The organism is Streptomyces sp. NPDC051636 (assembly GCF_044453765.1).
Classification (GTDB): Bacteria; Actinomycetota; Actinomycetes; order Streptomycetales; family Streptomycetaceae; genus Streptomyces.
This window is the reverse complement of the sequence record NZ_JBITDA010000007.1, coordinates 112,854-130,689: the sequence shown is the minus strand read 5'-3', so window position 1 is coordinate 130,689 and position 17,836 is coordinate 112,854. Positions and strand designations below refer to the sequence as shown.

The following is a 17,836-nucleotide window of genomic DNA, read 5'->3' as shown; positions in this document are numbered from 1 at the left end:
GGCGGGTCAGTAGCGCAGCACTCCGGCGATCCCGGCCGCGTCGCCCAGGGTGCCGTCCGGCACGAAGCGGACGTCGGCGCCGGTCTGCAGGCACTGCTCGACGATCTCGTCCACGATGTCCTCGCGGGCCTCCAGGTCGCCGCTCGCGGCCGGTACGAGGTGGTCGGCGACCTCGCCGCGGACCGACACGCGGTAGTTCTCCTCCACGGCCAGCAGCCGCACGCGGCCCTCCCGGGCGCTGTGCCAGACCTCGTCGACGCCGGCCGCGAACGTACGGTGACCGCGCGCCGAGTCCAGCTCCCGGGCCACGGCGGCGGTGTCCCTCCTGGCCTGCGCGTCGAGCACCGGCTTCACCGCCTGCCAGACCGCCTCGGGGCCGGCGTGCGCGAGGCCGCCGTGCCGCACGTGCACGGCACTCTTGGCGACGTTGCCGACCTCGTCCAGCAGGGACAGCGCGGCCTCCTCGCCGGTGATGTACAGCGGGCGGGGCTGCTCGCGCAGGAGGGAGGCCATGGCGGTGTCCGCCTCGCGCAGGAACTGGCGGGTGCCCTCGTCACGGAAGGTGCTCGGCAGGTCGCCGATCCGCTCCTGCCGCTCGGCGTCGAAGTTCTCGCGGCCACGGGCCAGCGGGAAGCCGCCGGAGTGGTCCTCCACCACCCGGTCGGCGCCGCCGCTCCACAGCGTGACCCGGTCCGCGGAGAGCGAAAGCACCCAGAACGGGCGCTCGGCCGCCTGCGCGGAGACGAGGTTGCGGGTCAGGAAGGTGTCCGAGAGCACCACCCGCTCGGGCACCTCACGGGCGAGCGACCACACCTGGTGCTCACCCGGCGCGGCGAAGATCACCAGGCCGTCCTCGGCGTGTGCCAGGTCGACCTCGGCGAGGGCGCGGTCGAGCTGATCGACGACGGCGGCCCGCCGTTCCCGGGTGACCGCCGGGTCGGCCTCCAGCTTCTTCTTGGCTTCGGCCACCACATTGCGCAGCCGGACCGGATCCTGGGCGTTGTAGGGCTCGCGCCGGTGCGTCGGCGTCAGTACGGAGACCGCGGGGTAGGGACGCGGACGGCGCAGCTCGGCAAGGGTCGCTGGACTGAGTGCGTGCTCCATGACAGCACCATAGGACTGATTCGCTTATCGGGCATTCGGGGTAATCGACCTGATGGAGTCCGGTGGTGCGAGGAGGTGACCCCGGTGGCCCGGCTGGTCGTCGACGGGGACGATGTCGTCGTCCGCCTCACCCTGCGGGAGCGGCTCCTGGCGCGGCGCCGCGAGGTCCGGGTGCCGCTCGCGGCCGTGCGGGAGGTGACGGTCCAGCCGGACTGGTGGCGGGCGCTGCGCGGCGAGCGGCACGCCGGCCGCCGGCTGCCCGGGCGGTTCTGCCTCGGCGAGTGGCGGCACACCCGGGGCCGGGACTTCGTCGCCGTGCGCGAGAGCGGCCCGGTCGTCCTCGTCGGCCTGTGGCCGCCCGCCGGCTACGCCCGGCTGGCCGTCTCCGCACCCGACGCCGAAGCCGCCGCACGGGCCGTCCGGCGGCTGCTCGACGACCCCGTCGGCACGCCAACTCCCTTGGACACATAGCCTTTACCTGCGTTCGGCGTTTCGGTCGACAGGACTTGCTATGGTGCTACTCATCGGTAGCAAATTGCTGCGGGGGGATCACGAGGAGTCGTCTGACCTGCGACTCCTCGGGCGGGGTGTCGAGCAACGGTGCTCTCGAACTCCAGTTTCCTCGCCCATCATGCAGACAGGTGAGACTCGTCAATGGCACGTTCCCTGGTCGATTTACTGGCCACGCACGCCACGCACCATCCCGAACGGACCGCCTACCGCTACCTCGTCACCGGTGACAGCGACGGAGAGATCCACGTACTGACGTACGCCCGGCTTCTGTCCCGCACCCGGGCCGTCGCGGCCTGGCTGCAGGAGCACGGGCTGGCCGGTTCCCGCGCCATGCTGCTGTACCCGCCCGGCCTGGAGTTCATCTGCGGCTACCTGGGCTGTCTGTCGGCCGGCGTCGTCGCCGTACCGGGGGTGCCCCCGCAGGGCAGGGCGCAGAACCACCGCGCCCTGACCCGGATGAAGCGCCTGATCGCCGACGCGGACGCCAAGGTGATCCTGGGCGGCCGCGAGGTGATCGGCGCGCTGGAGACCATGGCGGAGCACCTGCCCGAGCTGGACGGCATCGCCCGCGTCGCCACCGAGGACATCCCCGACGAGGCGGCCACGGCCTGGCGCGAGCCCGAACTCACCGCCGACTCGGTCGCGTTCCTCCAGTACACCTCCGGCTCCACCGCCGCGCCGCGCGGTGTGATGGTGTCCCACGGCAACCTGCTGGACAACGTACGGGTCATCAGCGAGCGGATGGGCCATACTCCGGACACGATCGCGGAGTACGGACACGAGATGTTCGTCAGCTGGCTGCCCGTGTACCACGACATGGGCCTCATCGGCCCGGTCCTGACCCCGGTCCACCTGGGCGCCACGTCCACCCTGTTCTCGCCGCTGCACTTCCTGCAGCAGCCGTCGCGCTGGCTCACCGCCGTCACCCGCTACCGTCCGCACACCAGCGGCGGCCCCAACTTCGCCTACGAGCTGTGCCTGAAGCACGCCACGCCCGACCTCCTCGACGGCCTCGACCTGAGCGGCTGGAAGGTCGCGTTCAACGGCGCCGAACCCGTACGCGCCGCCACGCTGCGGCGGTTCGCGCAGACCTTCGCCCCGGCAGGCTTCCACCGTGAGGCCCTCTACCCCTGCTACGGCCTGGCCGAGGCCACCCTGATGGTCACCGGCGGCTCGGTGGACACCCCGCCGACGCTGCTGGAGACCGACGGGAGCGGCCCGCGCGCGGGTGCCGCCGACGCGGCGGCCGTCGGCTCGGGCCGGCCCGGACCCGGCGTCACCGTGGCGATCGCCGACCCCGAGCGCAAGGAGGAACTGCCCGAGGGCGAGGTCGGCGAGATATGGGTCTCCGGCGCGAGCGTCGCCAAGGGCTACTGGCGCAACGCGTTGGCCACCCGCGAGACCTTCCGCGCCACCCTGCCCGGCCGCCAGGGCCGCTTCCTGCGCACCGGCGACCTCGGCTTCCTGCGCGACGGCGAACTCTTCGTCACCGGCCGGCTGAAGGACCTCATCGTCATCGACGGCCGCAACCACTACCCCCAGGACCTGGAACTCTCCGCCGAACTGTGCCACCCCGCGCTGCGCCCCGGCTGCACCGCGGCCTTCTCCGTGGACGGCGGAGCGGAGGGCGAACAGCCCGTCGTCGTCGCCGAGGTGGGCCCGGACGCGGACGGCGAGGCCGAGAAGATCACCGACCTGATCCGCAGCACGATCGGCGAGGCACACGCCCTGTCCGTGCACGACGTCGTGCTGGTCCACCCAGGCACCATCCCCAAGACGTCCAGCGGAAAGATCCAGCGCCACGCCACCCGGACTGCCTACCTCGACGGCACCCTCGCCGTGATGGGCGCGCCCGTCGCGGGATGACACCGCCCGTCCACCCGCGCGCGTCCGCGCCGGCGCCGGGCGGCAGGCCGCAGCCGTACTCCGCCGTGCGGCGGTCGGTCCTGCCCGCACGCCGTCTCCGCGCCGCCGATCCAGCGGCCGTGCCGGCCGTGTCCGTTGTCCGGCCGTACCCGCCGTACCCGCCGTACGGAATCCGCCTGAGCCCGAGTTCCCGAGGACACCTGCCCACATGCCTGCGAACGAGTCGCCGAAGAAGTCCCCCCAGCCGTCCCCGACGACCGCCGAGGGCATACGGGCCTGGCTGGCGTCGGCTGTCGCCGAGGCGGCCGGGCTGGACCCGCTGGCCATCGACCCGGACCGGCCCATCGCCGAATTCGGCCTGGGGTCACGACAGTTGGTGACCCTGGCCGCCGAACTCTCCGAGCGCGTCGGCCGCACTCTGGAGCCCTCGCTGGTCTTCAACCACCCCACGATCGCGGCGATAGCGGAGACGGTCCTCGAACAGTCCTCCGACGCAAGGGGGTTGACGCCACCGGCCGCCCGGCCCGCCCCCGCGCGGCCGGACGACGACATCGCGATCGTCTCCATGGCCTGCCGCTTCCCCGGCGGCGCGGACGACCCCGAGGGCCTGTGGCGGCTGCTGGCCGCGGGCGAGGACGCCATCTCCGAGGTGCCCGCGGGCCGTTGGGACACCCGCGGCCTGTACGACCCCGACCCGGAGACCACCGGCACGGCGTACACGCTGCGCGGCGGCTTCCTCGACGGCATCGACCGCTTCGACGCGGCCTTCTTCGGAATCTCGCCGCGCGAGGCCGCGGCCATGGACCCGCAGCAGCGGCTGCTGCTCCAGACCGCCTGGGAGACGCTCGAACGCGCCGGGATCGTCCCCGAGTCGCTGAACGGCAGCCCCACGGGCGTCTACGTCGGCCTGTACGACAGCGGCTACCTGGCCTCGGCCTCGCTGGGGCAGCTCGACGGGCACGTCGGCACCGGGTCGGCGTCCAGCGTGGCCTCCGGGCGCATCGCCTACACCCTCGGTCTGCAGGGACCGGCGGTCACCGTCGACACCGCCTGCTCCTCCTCGCTCGTCGCACTGCACCTCGCCGCCCGGGCGCTGGCGAGCGGCGAATGCGACCTCGCCCTCGCCGGAGGCGCCACGCTGCTGGTGACGCCGCGCGGGCACGTCGAGTTCAGCAGGCTGCGCGGTCTGTCGCCGTCCGGGCGGTGCAGCCCCTTCTCGGCCGGCGCGGACGGTGTGGTGTGGGCCGAGGGCTGCGGGCTCGTCCTGCTCAAGCGGCTCGCGGACGCGCGCCGGGACGGCGACCGGGTGCTGGCCGTCGTCAAGGGCTCGGCGATCAACCAGGACGGCCGCAGCCAGGGCCTGAGCGCCCCCAACGGCCTCGCGCAGGAACGGGTGCTGCGCGCCGCTCTCGACGCCGCCGGGCTGACCCCGGACGACCTCGACTACGTCGAGACGCACGGCACCGGCACCCGCCTCGGCGACCCCATCGAGGGCCGCGCGCTGTCCGCCGTGTTCGGGCCGGGCCGCCCCACCGGCCGGCCGCTCGCCATCGGCTCCCTGAAGTCCAACATCGGCCACACCCAAGCCGCCGCGGGCATCGGCGGGGTCATCAAGACGGTCCTCGCCCTCCACCACGAGCGGATCCCGGCCTCCCTGCACGCCGACACGCCGACCGAGCACATCGACTGGCCGGACAGCGGCCTGTGCGTCACGGACAGCGCCCGGGCCTGGCCGCGCGACGCCGGGCGGGTGCGCCGGGCCGGCGTGAGCGCCTTCGGGATCAGCGGGACGAACGCGCATGTGGTGCTGGAGGAGGCGCCGGACCAGCCGCCGCACGACACCACCGCGGAACCGTCCGCCCCCGCCCTCTTCCCGCTCTCCGCCCGCAGCCTCCCCGCCCTCCAGGGCCAGGCGGCCCGCCTCGCCGAAGCCCTCGAAGCCCGGCCGGAGTTCCCCCTCACGGCGGTGGCCGCGACCCTCGCCCGGCACCGTACCCACTTCGAGCAGCGCGCCGTCGTGCACGCGGCCACCCGCGACGACCTGCTCCGCGCCCTGCGCGGACTCGCCGAGGCGCAGCCCGACCCGGACCTGACCACCGGCCCCCAACAGGCGCTGCCCACCGGCAAAGTGGCCTTCGTCTTCCCCGGTCAGGGCGCCCAGTGGGCCGGCATGGCCCGTGACCTGCTCGACCGGGACCCGGTGTTCGCCGACGAACTGGACCGCTGCGACGCCGCCCTGCGCCCCTTCACCGAGTGGTCGGTGGCTGCCGTGCTGCGCGGGGATGCGGGGGCGCCCTGCCTGGACCGGGTGGACGTCGTGCAGCCGGTGCTGTTCGCCGTGATGGTGTCGCTGGCCGCCGTGTGGCGGGCCCGGGGCGTCCGGCCGGACGCGGTGATCGGGCACAGCCAGGGCGAGGTCGCCGCGGCCTGTGTCGCGGGGGCGCTCAGCCTCAGCGACGCGGCGGCCGTGGTCGCCCTGCGCAGCCAGGCCCTGACCGGCGTGTCCGGCACCGGGGCCATGGCCGTCGTCGCCCTGTCGCACACCGAGGTGGAGGCCGCCCTCGAAGGACTCGGCGGCCGGGTCTCGGTCGCCGCCGTCAACAGCGGTCGCTCGACCGTGCTGGCCGGGGAGGTGGAGCCCCTTCAGAGCCTGCTCGCCGACCTCGAACGCCGTCAGGTCTTCGTCCGCCGCCTCGACGTCGACTACGCCTCCCACAGCGCCCAGGTCGAACCGGTCCGGGCCGCGGTCCTCGACGAACTCGACGGCGTCACCACCTGTCCGGCCTCCGTCGCCTGGTACTCCACCGTGACCGGCGCCCCGGTCACCGGGGAACTCGACGCCGGCTACTGGTACACCAACCTCCGCGAACCCGTCCGCTTCGCGTCCACCGTGGAGCGCATGGCGGCCGACGGCTACCGCCACTTCGTCGAAGTCGGTCCCCATCCCTCCCTCCTCACCGCCCTGCGCACCGTCGGCGAGGACACCGGCCACGACCTCGTCGCCGTGGGCTCGCTGCGCCGCGCCGAGGACGGCCCTGCCTGCCTGGACCGGGCCACCGCCGAACTCCACGTCCACGGGCGGCCCGTCGACTGGCGCCGCCTGGTCACCGGCACGGCCCCCGTGGACCTGCCCACGTACGCCTGGGAGGGCCGGCGTCACTGGATCGAGCCCGAGTCAGCCACCGGGGGCTCCGGCCTGTTCGACCGCGCCGCCCACCCGCTGCTGGGCATCCAGCTCCAGTCGGCCGACGAGACCCGCTGGACCTTCCGCAACGAGTGGTCCCCGGCCACCGCCGACTGGCTGCCCGACCACGCCGTGCACGGCAGGACCGTGGTGTCGGGCACCACCCTGATGGAAGTGTGCCGCGCCGCCCTCGCCGTGGCCCGCCCCGACGACCCGTCCGACGTCACCGACCTGTTCCTGCTCGTCCCCCTCGTCCTGCCGCCGTCCGGCACGGTCGAGGTCTCCGTCGAGGTCGTCACCGCCGGGCCCGTCCCGGAGATCACCGTGCACAGCCGGCCGCGCGGCCAGGACGCCCCCGGCTGGACCCTGCACGCCACCGCGTCGGCCGCCGAGTCCGCCCCCCTGGCGGCCGGGGCGCCGCCGGTCCGGCCGGAGACGGCCGAGGAGGCCTGGGCACCGGAGACGTACCGGCGGCTGACCGAGCTCGGCCTCGGCTACGGACCGGCCTTCCAGGGTGTACGGTCCGCGGTCGTCACCGGCGACGGCGAGCTGCTGGCCCGGCTGTCGCTGCCGCCCGTGGCCCGCGACGTGGCCGACCCCTACCCGCTCCACCCGGCGTTGCTGGACGCCGCGCTGCACGTCACCGCGGCCCTCGACGCATCCGACGGCCGCGTGCTGCTGCCGGTCGCGGTGGGCCGCTGCGTCCTGCCGCCCGGCGGCGCCACCGATCTGACCGCGTCCGTCCGGCGCACCGGCGGCTCCGCCACGGACCTCACGCTGGACGTCACCCTGTGGGACGCCGACGGCCTCCCGGCGGGCCGCCTGGAGGACGTACGACTGCGCGCCGCGGACCCGGCCGGCCTCGACGCCGGGTCGGAGAACGGGCGGCACCTGTACGAGGTGGCGTGGACGGCCGTGCCCGAACCGGCCGCCGCCGCGCCCGGCACCGTCTGGACGGTGGTCGGCGACCGCACCGATCAGCAGGTGGCGGCCGCCCTGCGCGGCCTCGCCGCCGCCGGGGCCGAGGTCGGCGACACGGGCGCCGGCGTCGTCGTACGGTTCTGGCCGCTCCCGGCGGAGGACGCCGGACCGGCCGCCGTGGCCCAGGAACTGACGGCGACCGCACTGGCCGAGGTGCAGGCGCTGCTCGCCCTGCCCGAAGCGGAGGCGCCCGCCCGGACCGTCTGGGTGACCCGGGGCGCGGTCGCGGCGGGCGAGAAGGACCCGGTGCCCGCCTTCGCCCAGTCGGTGCTGTGGGGCCTGGCCCGCAGCACCCGCGCCGAACACCCCGACCTCGGGCTGACCCTGCTCGACCTCGACGCCTCCGATCCGGCGGACGCGCTGCTCGCCGCCGCCGCGCACACCGACGAACCCGAACTGGCCCTGCGGTCAGGGATGCTGCTCGCCCCGCGCCTGGTCCGGGCCCGCGCCACGGACGTGCTGCGCGTCCCGTCCGGGGACCGCTGGGAGCTGACCGGCCTCCCGGCCGACCCGAGCCTGCGCGTCGCGGAGGCGCGGGACCTGGCGTCCGGCGAGGTACGGATCCAGGTCCACGCACTCACGCTCCCGGCACCCGGCGACGCGTCCGGGCGGATCGTTTCCGCCGGCGTGCTGACCGAGGTCGCCGCCGACGTCGAGGGCCTCGCGCCCGGCGCCAGGGTGGTGGCCGCCGCCGACTGCGCACCCGGCTCCGAGGTGCTCACCGACGCGGTCGCGGTCACGGTGCTCGCGGACGACGTGCCCTTCACCACGGCTGCCGCCGGTGCCGACCGGGCCGACGCCGTACGCCCCCACGTCTTCCCCGTCACCGCCGCCCGCGAGGCGCTCCGCCGCCGGGCCGTGTCCGACCGCCCGGTCGTCCTCGACCTCGTCGGCACCCCGGCCCTCGTGCCCACCGACGGCACCGTCCTGATCACCGGCGGCCTGGGAGCCGTGGGCCGGCACATCGCCCGGGTCCTCGCCGAACACGGGGCGGAGCGCCTCCTGCTGACCTCGCGTCAGGGACCCGGCGACCCACGCGCCGCCGAGGTCACCGCCGAACTGGCCGCGCTCGGCGCCGAGGTGCGGGTGGCCGCCTGCGACGTCGCCGACGCGGAAGCCCTGGCCGCTGTGCTCACCTCGGCCGGCGAGGAGTCGCCGCTGCGCGGTGTCGTGCACTGCGCCGGTGTCCTGGACGACGGAGTGGTCACCGAGCTGACGCCCGAGCGGCTCACGCGTGTGCTGCGCCCCAAGGTCGACGGCGCCGCCCACCTGCACCGGCTCACCTCCGGCACGCCCCTGGACCTGTTCCTGCTGGTCTCCTCCGCCGCCGGCGTCGTCGGCAACGCCGGCCAGGGCAACTACGCGGCGGCCAACGTCTTCCTCGACCAACTCGCCCACCACCGGCGCGCATCGGGTCTTCCCGGCCTGTCCGTGTCCTTCGGCGCGTGGGCGGGGGAGGGGCTCGCCGCCGCCCACGCCGACCTGGACCGGATGGCCCGCCGCGGCCAGCGCGCCCTCACGCCCGAGCAGGGCCGCGACCTGGTGGAACTCTCCCTGCGGCAGGGCGCACCGCACCTGGTCGCCTGGGCCCTGGACCTGCCCCGCCTGCGGGAGAACCCCGCCGCCGAGGCAGCCCTGTGGCGCTCCCTGCTGCCCGCCCCCAGGGACGCCCAGCAGACCGGCGACCGCCTGGCCGACCGTCTGGCCCGCCTCCCGGAGCCCGAGCGCGCCGAACGTGTCCTGGCCCTGGTCCGCGACGAGGTCTCCCGCGCCCTCGGCCTGCGCTCGCCCGAGTCCGTCCGCCCCGACCAGCCGCTGCGCGACCTCGGCATGGACTCCGTGACGGCGGTCGAACTGCGCAACCGCATCGGCACCCGCATCGGCGCCCGGCTCCCCGCCACCCTGCTCTTCGACCACCCCACCGCCGACCGCCTGGCGGGCCATCTCCTGACCACCGTCCTCGCGACGGACGGCCGTACGACCCGGCGCGCCGCCCCCGGTCCGCAGCGGGCCCGCGCCGCCGGACCGGCCGTCGACGAGCCGATCGCCGTGGTCGCCATGGCCTGCCGCCTGCCCGGTTCGGTCACCGACCCGGAGGGCCTGTGGCGGCTGGTCGCCGACGGCCGGGACGCGGTCGGCCCCTTCCCGGCCGAGCGCTGGGACGTGGAGGCGCTGTACGACCCCGACCCGGACGCCCCGGGCAAGTCGTACGCCCGCGAGGGCGGCTTCCTGGACGACATCGAGTCCTTCGACGCGGGCTTCTTCGGGATCACACCGAAGGAGGCCGCCGCCATGGACCCGCAGCAGCGGCTGCTCCTCGAAACGGCCTGGGAGGCGCTGGAGCGCGCCGGGATCGTGCCCGCCCGGCTGGCGGGCAGCACCACCGGCGTGTACGTCGGCATGTTCGGCAGCGACTACCTGTCCGGCTCCCGGCTCGACCAGCTCGACGGCTACGTCGGCACCGGCTCGGCGCTCAGCGTGGCCTCCGGGCGGCTCGCCTACGCACTCGGCCTGCACGGCCCGGCGATGACCGTCGACACGGCCTGCTCGTCGTCGCTGGTGGCCACCCATCTGGCCGCGCAGGCGCTGCGCTCCGGCGAGTGCGATCTCGCCCTCGCCGGTGGCGTGACGCTGATGGTGACCCCGCAGACCTTCGTCGAGTTCAGCCGGCTGCGCGGCGTGTCCCCGACCGGCCGCTGCCGCTCCTTCTCCGACGACGCCGACGGCGCGATCTGGGCCGAGGGCGCCGGCATGCTCGTACTGAAGCGGCTGAGCGACGCCCGGCGCGACGGGGACGAGGTGCTGGCGGTGCTGCGCGGTACCGCCGTCAACCAGGACGGCCGCAGCCAGGGCCTGTCCGCGCCGAACGGCCCGGCCCAGGAACAGGTCGTCCGGCGGGCGCTGGAGCTGTCCGGCCTGGAGCCCGCCGACATCGACTACGTGGAGGCCCACGGCACCGGCACCACCCTGGGCGACCCGATCGAGGCCAACGCCCTCGCCGAGGTCTTCGCCGGCTCGCGCCCGCAGGACCGCCCGCTGTACCTGGGCTCCCTGAAGTCCAACATCGGGCATGTGCAGGCGGCTTCCGGCGTGGCCGGGCTGATCAAGGTGGTGGAGTCCCTGCGCCACCGGACCCTGCCCCGCACCCTGCACGCCGGCACGCCCAGCCGGCACGTCGAATGGGAGGGCAGCGGGCTACGGCTGCTGACGGAGGCGGTGGACTGGCCGTCGACGCCGGGTCGCGTCAGGCGAGCAGGCGTCAGCGCCTTCGGGATCAGTGGCACCAACGCGCATGTGATCGTCGAGGAGGCGCCGTCCGCGCCGGACACCGAAGCGGCTGCCGAGCTCCCGCCGGGCAGGAACCTGTTCGTCCTCTCCGGGCGCAGCGAGACCGCGCTGCGCGGACAGGCCGCACGGCTCGCCCAGTACGTCACCGCCGGCACGGCGCTCCCGGACATCGCCCACACCCTGGCCCGCCACCGCAGCCACTTCGAGTGGCGCACCGCCCTCGTCGCGGATGACCGGGACGAACTGCTGGCCTCCCTCAAGGCATTGGGCAGCGGACGCAGGCCCCTCACCGCGCCCCGCGAGGAGCAGACCGGCAAGGTCGCCTTCGTGTACGCCGGACACGGCGGCCAATGGACCGGGATGGGGCTGGGGCTGATGTCCCACTCGGAGGCGTTCCGGGAGGAGCTGACCCGGATCGACGAGGCCGTCCAGCGGCAGGCCGGCTGGTCGGTGCTCAACGTGCTGCGGGCGCCCGAGGAGTTCTCGCCGCTCGACCGGACGGAGTACCTCCAGCCGGTGCTGTTCGCGCTCAACGCGGCCCTGACCGCCGCCTGGCGGGAGCTCGGCGTCACCCCGGACGCGGTCGTCGGGCACAGCCTGGGCGAGATCGCCGCCGCCTACGGTGCGGGCGCCCTCACGCTGAACGAGGCCGTGGCCGTGGTCACCGGGCGCGCCCAGGCCGTCGTACCGCTGGTCGGACGGGGCGGAATGCTGGCCGTCGAACTGCCCCCGGCCGAGGTCGAGAAGCTGCTCGCCCCCCATACGGACCGGCTGTTCGTCGCGGCGGTCAACAGCGCCCACGCCACGGCCGTCTCGGGCGACGCCGACGCGCTGGCCGAACTGCGCCGGCACCTCGACGCGCGGGGGATCCCGGCCCGGCCGCTGTCGACGCCGTTCGCCTCGCACACCCCGCTGATGGAACCGCTGCGCACGGAGCTCCTCGACCGCTTCTCCGGCGTCCGGGGCACGCGGACACCGACACCCCTGTACTCGTCGGTGCTGGCCGGACCGGTCCCCGGGGACCGGCTGGACGCCGCGTACTGGTTCGCCAACCTCCGCGAGCCCGTCCGCTTCGCGGACACGATCCGGCGGATGCTCGACGACGGCTACCGCTACTTCGTCGAACTCAGCCCGCACCCCTCGCTCACCTCCTCCGTGGAGGCGGTGGCGGCCGAGCGCGGCGTTGACGCGGTCGGCGTCGGCTCGCTGCGCCGGCAGCGGGACGGGCAGGACGTCCTGCCGGCCAGGCTGGGCGAGCTGTACACGGCCGGATACACGCCCGACTGGGCCGCCCTGTTCCCGCGGGGCCGCCGGCTCGACCTGCCCACCTACGCCTTCGCCCGCGAACGCCACTGGCTCGCCCCCGCCCCGGCCGGCCCCACCGGCGGCTCACCGCTCCTCGGCACGCACGTGGAGGCCAGCGACGAGCCCGGCCGGGACATCTTCCAGACCGAGATCGACCTGCGTGACAGCCGCTTCGCCTACCTCACCGACCACCGGGTCACCGGAGAGGTGTGGCTGCCGGGTTCGGCCTTCCTGGACATGGCGCTCGAGGCCGCGACCGCGCTGACGGACCACGGTGAAGTACGGCTGGCGGACGTCCGGTTCGTGCGTCCGCTGCGCCTGGACGCCGAACGGCCCGTGCGGCTCCAGCTGGTCGTGCGGACCGCCGGGGACGGCGTGCGCGAGTTCACCATCGCCTCGGCCGCTGCCGGTGAGCGGCGGTGGGAGCGGCACGCCACCGGACGGCTCGTCCTCGCTGCCGGACCCACCGAGGAGGGCGAGAGTCTCGCCGCGCTGCGCGAGCGCTGCGCCGAGCGGGCCGACGTGCCCGCCGTGTACGGCCGGCTCGCCGCCCTCGGCATCGACTACGGTCCCGCCTTCCGGGGCCTGGAGGAGGGCCACCGCACCGACGCGGAGGCGCTGGGCCGGCTCGCCGCCCGGCCCGCCGCCGGGCACCTGCTGCACCCCGCCCTCCTCGACGCCGCCTTCCACACGGCCGCGCTGCCCGCGAACGCCCCCGAGGGACGGGCGTTCGTGCCCGCCGGCGCCGGACAGGTGCGCTTCACCGGGCTGCGCACCACCCCCGCCTGGGTGACCTGCGCCCTGCGGTCCCTGGACGGCGACACCGCCACCCTGGACCTGCGGCTGTGGGACGAGGACGACCGACTCGTCCTCGACATGAGGGAGTTCCGGCTCGCCGCGCTGTCCCCGCTGGACGGCGCGCTGTTCGAGACCCGCTGGCAGCGGCGCCCCGAGGCCCAGGACGCGCCCACCGAGGGCGGCTGGCTGATCCTCGCCGACGACAGCGGAGTGGCCGCCGAACTCACCGCCCGGCTCGGCGACTCGGCCCCGTACGTCATCGCGCGCCGGGGTACGGAGTACGCCGCCGAGGCACCCGGACGGTACGTCCTCGACCCGGCCGATCCCGGACACCTGGCCCGGCTGCTCGACGAGGCCTTCCCGGACGCGCTGCCCGGCCGGGTGGTCCAGCTGTCCGCGCTCGACGCCCCGGCGATCGGCGACGCCCGTAGCGCCGAGGAGGCCGCCCGCCTGTGCTGCCTGAGCACCCTGCACCTGGTGCGCGCCCTCGCCGACCGCCCCAAGGGCCGGGCGCCCCGCCTGTTCGTGGTCGTCCGGGGCAGCCAGGCCGCCGGGGACAGCACGCGGGTCACGCACCCGGAGCAGGCACTCGCCTGGGGCTTCGGCCTCGCGGTGGCGCAGGAGTACCCGGAGCTGGCGACCACGCTCGTCGACCTGCCGCCGACCGGCGGCGACGCGGAGCTGTGGACGCAGTTGTGGCACGCCGACGACGAACGGCTCGTGGCGCTGCGCGCCGCGGGCCGTCTCGTCCCACGCCTGGCCCGTACCCGCCCCGACGACGGTGGCGGTGACCCCGGGACCGACGGCGTCCACCTGATCACCGGCGGCCTCGGCGGCCTCGGCCGGGTCGTCGCCGAGCGGCTGGTCCGCCGGGGCGTCCGCCGGCTCGCGCTGCTGAGCCGCGGCACACCGGACACGCAGGCCGCGGCCTGGATCCGGGGCCTCGAGGAGCGCGGAGTCACCGTCCACCTCGCCCGCGCCGACGTCGCCGACCGCGAGGGGCTCGCGTCCGCCCTGGATGCCGTACGCCGTGAGGGCGGCCCGATCGCCGCGGTCGTGCACGCGGCCGGTGTCCTCGACGACGCCACCCTGGCCAACCTGACCGACGAACGCGTCCTGCGCGTCCTCGCCCCCAAGGTGCTGGGCACCGCCCTGCTCACCGAACTGGCCCCGGAGGCCGGCAACCTGGTGCTCTTCGCCTCGGCGGCCGGTCTCCTCGGCTCGGCCGGACAGAGCCCGTACTCCGCCGCCAACGCCTTCCTCGACGCCTGGGCGCACCACCTCTCCCACGCCGGCCGGCGGGCGCTGAGCCTGGACTGGGGCGCCTGGTCCGGGGTCGGCATGGTCGCCGGCTCCGGCACCAGGCAGGCCGAGACCGGCCGCAGCGGACTGGTCGCCTTCTCCCCGCAGGACGGCGGCGAACTGTTCGAACGCCTGCTGCCCACCGCCCGCCGCCAGCTCGCGCCCGTCGCCCTGGACTGGGAACTACTCTCCCTCGACCCCGACGCCGTGCGCGGCCGCCCGATCCTCGGCGACCTGGTCACCGTCCCCACGGGCAGCGCGGACACCGACGACCTCGTCAGGAAGGTGTTCGCGGCGACCACCCGGCAGGACCGCGCCGAGTGGCTCGAAGCGTACGTACGGGCCCGGGTCGGCGAGGTCTCCGGCGGGGCCGTGGACGTCTTCGCCGGCACCGCCCTGAAGGAACTCGGCCTCGACTCCCTGATGCTGGTCCGGCTGCGCAACGCCTTCGCCCGCGAACTGGGCGCGGAACTCCCGGCCGCCGACGTGTTCTCCGCGGCCGACATCCGTGGCCTGGCCCGCGCGCTGGGCGAGGCCCTGCCCGAGCGCCCCGCGTCCGCCCCTCAGGAGTCGGCGCCCGTCCCCGCGGAGGTGCCGGAGACCGAGCTGCGGCCCGCGACCCGGGACGTCGTACGCCTGCTGCGCAGCGCCCAGCCGGACATGCCCGACGCGGCCCACGGCGTCGGCCTCGCCGTACGCCTGACCGAGCCGGTCACCCGCGAGCGGCTCACCGACATCCTCGCGCGGCTCACCGGACGGCACGCGGCCCTGCGCACGGCGATCGTCAGCGGCGCGGAAGGCGGCCGGCACCTGCGCGTGGACCGGGACCTGGCGGAGCCACTGCTGCGGTGGACGGTCGACGAGGACCCGGATCCCGCCGACCGGCTGCGCCGACTGCTCGAGCCGCCCTTCGACCTGGCGAGCCCCTCGCTGTGGCGGTTCGAGCTGCTGGACGGCGGGCCGACGGGCCAGATCCTGGTGTTCGGCGCCCACCATGTGGTGAGCGACCTGCAGTCGCTGCTGCTCGTCGCCCGGGAGATCGACGCCGAACTGTCCGGCACCCACCTGGGCGACACCCTCACCAACCGCGACATCGCCCTGCTCGTCGAGGCCCAGCAGGGCGGCGAGGGAGCCGGCGCCGAGTGGCGGGAGGCCTTCCGGGGCAGCGAGCGCCTCGACCTGACCCTCGCCCGGCCGCGCCCGGAAACCCGGTCCTACCGGGCGGGCAGCGTGACCGTGACCCTGCCGGACGGGCTCATGGAGCGGGTCCTGGCCGCCGCGAGCGACCTCGGCGTCACGCCCGCCGCCTTCTGCCTGGGTACCCTGACCGTGCTGCTGGCCAGGAAGCGGCGGCGCGAGCGGTTCGTGCTCGCCGTGCCGGTGGACACCCGTATCCACGTCGACGCCTACGACGCGGTGGGCTTCTTCGGCGTCCCCGTGCCGTTCCCGGCCCGGGCATCGGCCGGCGAGCCGGTCGAGGAGGTGCTGCGCCGCACCGACGGGCGGCTGCGGCAGGTCCTGGCGAAGGGCGCGATGTTCTCCGACGTCCTGGCCACGCTGGCACGGCAGGGCCTGCACCGGGCCAACGCGCCGCTCGTGGAGGTCTACTTCAACTTCGTCCGCCACAGCGGCCGTCTCCACCGCCTGGAGGTGCTCCCCGCCGGGACCGGCTACACCGACCTCGACCTGATGATCACCATGATCCCGGACGCGGGCACGGTCCGGCTCGACCACAGCCTGGACATCTTGGACGCGGCGACCGCCGGCGAGCTGGGGGAGGAGTTCCTGCGGCTGCTCGCGGAGACGGCGCAGGACGCGACGGGGACGGTGGGTACGACGTCGGAGGCGAACGCAACTCCGGTGACCGGCGGGCAAGTCGAAGCACCGCGCCGCTCCCTCGCCCTCGCCGCCACCTTCGCTTCGGGCAACCTGCCGGTGATGTGCGAGGCGGCGATGGACGCGGAGGGCGTGACCGTCGCCGAGGCGCCGTACCACCAGGTGCTCGCCGGCCTCCGGGACCCGTCCGGCGTCTTCGCCGACCCCGGTACGGCGGTGAGCGTGGTACTGCTGCGGGCCGCGGATCTGGAGCGGTTCGGCCCGGTGGACGACGCGCTGCTCGCCGAGTTGCGCACCGCCTACCCTGCGGCGCTGAAAGCACTGGCCGAGCGGACCCGCAAGCCGCTGATCGTCGGCTTCCTGCCGTCCGCCCGCGAGGAGGAGCGCTGCCTCGCCTGGGAGCGGGCGGTCGCCGCCGACCTGGCCGACCTGCCCGGCATCGCGGTGCTCGGCCCCGACGACTGGACCCGGCGGCAGGCCGTCGAGGACCGCTTCGACCAGCGGACCGAGCGGCTGGCCCACCTGCCGTTCACGCCGCCCTTCCAGGCCGCCGTGGCCCTGCGCCTGGCCGAGGTGGTACGCGCGGTGCTGCGTCCGGCGCCCAAGGTGATCGCCGTCGACGGCGACGAGACCCTGTGGGGCGGCGTGGCCGGGGAGATCGGCCCCGGCGCGGTGGATCTGACCGGCCCCCGCGCGCTGCTCGCCCGCCGGCTGCTGCGGTGGCGGGAGGCCGGTGCCCTGCTGGCACTGGTCAGCAACAACGACGAGGCCACCGTCCGGGCCGTGCTGGACCGCCCCGACAGCCTGCTCAAGGCCGAGCACTTCAGCGTGGTCTCGGCCGCCTGGGGGCCCAAGCCGGGGCGTCTCGCGGAGGCGGCGCGCACGCTCAACCTCGGGCCGGACAGCTTCCTGTTCCTGGACGACAACCCGGCGGAGATCGCCAGGATGCGCTCGGCGCTGCCGCAGGTGCTGTCGGTGACCTGCCCGCCCGCGGCCGGGCTGGAGGAGTTCCTCGGCCGGTTGTGGCCGCTGGTCCCGGCGGCGGCGACCGCCGAGGACGCGTCGCGGGCGCGGTTCTACGAGCAGGAACGGGAGCGGGACGCCGTACGCGAGCAGGCCGGATTCGAGGAGTTCCTGGCCCAGCTGGACCTTCAGGTCGACATCCGGGCCCTGGCCGAGGACGACGTCCAGCGGGCCGAGCAACTCGTGCGCCGCACCAACCAGTTCACCCTGCGGGCCCGCTCCGCCGACGGCGGCGACCTCGGGCGGTGGCGGGAGCGCGGCGAGGTGTGGACGGCGGCGGCCCGGGACCGGTTCGGGGACTACGGGCAGATCGCCCTGCTCGCCGTCCGCGCCGACGCCGGTCAACTCGACGTTCTCGCTTGGCTGATGAGCTGCCGGGCGCTCGGCCGGGGCGTCGAGGAACGCCTGCTCGGCTGGCTCGCCGAGCGCGCCGAGGAACTGGGCTGCGCCAAGGTCCGGCTGACGGCGGAGCGCACCCCGCGCAACGCGCCCGCCCGCCGGCTGCTGGCCGCGCTCGGTGGCGGCCACCAGGACGACGAGCGGCTGGACGTCGTGGTCGTGCCGGAACAGCTGCGGGCGTTCCGGTCCTGGCAGCAGTGAGGAACAGCGGTGACGGAAGGGACAGTGCACAAGGTG

At 75.2% G+C, this 17,836-nt stretch carries 4 protein-coding genes; 3 read left to right on the top strand and 1 reads right to left on the bottom strand.

Annotation, left to right across the window (positions count from 1 at the left end; translation table 11 throughout):
* Positions 1-6: 6 nt before the first annotated feature.
* Positions 7-1,104: a chemotaxis protein gene (locus ACIBBH_RS15585; RefSeq protein ID WP_399404768.1), complete on the bottom strand. Its 1,098-nt coding sequence runs from the start codon at positions 1,102-1,104 to the stop codon at positions 7-9.
* Positions 1,105-1,179: 75 nt separating this feature from the next.
* On the opposite strand from ACIBBH_RS15585, the gene ACIBBH_RS15580 reads away from it, so the two are divergent.
* From ACIBBH_RS15580 to ACIBBH_RS15570, 3 genes are all read left to right on the top strand, one after another.
* Positions 1,180-1,575, top strand: coding sequence for a hypothetical protein (locus ACIBBH_RS15580; RefSeq protein WP_399404767.1), 396 nt, complete (start codon positions 1,180-1,182; stop codon positions 1,573-1,575).
* Between the two features lie 183 nt (positions 1,576-1,758).
* Positions 1,759-3,483 (top strand): fatty acyl-AMP ligase, encoded by a 1,725-nt coding sequence (locus ACIBBH_RS15575; protein ID WP_399404766.1) that lies wholly within the window; start codon positions 1,759-1,761, stop codon positions 3,481-3,483.
* Positions 3,484-3,691: 208 nt separating this feature from the next.
* On the top strand, positions 3,692-17,800 hold the full coding sequence (locus ACIBBH_RS15570; protein ID WP_399404765.1) for an SDR family NAD(P)-dependent oxidoreductase: 14,109 nt from the start codon (positions 3,692-3,694) through the stop codon (positions 17,798-17,800).
* Positions 17,801-17,836 lie beyond the last annotated feature (36 nt).